We start from the raw sequence: 292 nt of genomic DNA, 5'->3' as shown, positions 1-292 counted from the left end.
TGGCCCTGGCACGCAAATACAACGATGCCCTGGCCGCCGGCCAGATCCTGGCCCCGGCCAAGAGCATCGAGCAGATGCAGCACGTGGTGTTCAACGCCTACACCAACGCGACGCTGACGGTGTTGTTCCTGTTCGTGGTCTTCAGCATCCTGTTCTACGCGCTCAAGGTCGGCATCGCCGCCTGGGGCACCAAGGAACGCACGGACAAAGAAGCGCCATTCCAGGCCCTGCCAGACGCTTGATAGAGGATTGCAACGATGTTCAATGACTTGAGTCGCCTGGGTAAATACCT

Annotated in this window: 1 pseudogene; it reads left to right on the top strand. The window is 59.2% G+C overall.

Features of this window, described 5'->3' with window-relative positions:
• A pseudogene (locus Q7F16_RS30150) lies at positions 1-242 on the top strand (carbon starvation protein A); the annotation flags it as partial.
• Positions 243-292: the final 50 nt, after the last annotated feature.

This window comes from Pseudomonas sp. Lb2C2, assembly GCF_052112205.1.
Taxonomy (GTDB): Bacteria; Pseudomonadota; Gammaproteobacteria; order Pseudomonadales; family Pseudomonadaceae; genus Aquipseudomonas; species Aquipseudomonas kilonensis.
This window is presented reverse-complemented; position numbering and strand designations above follow the sequence as displayed.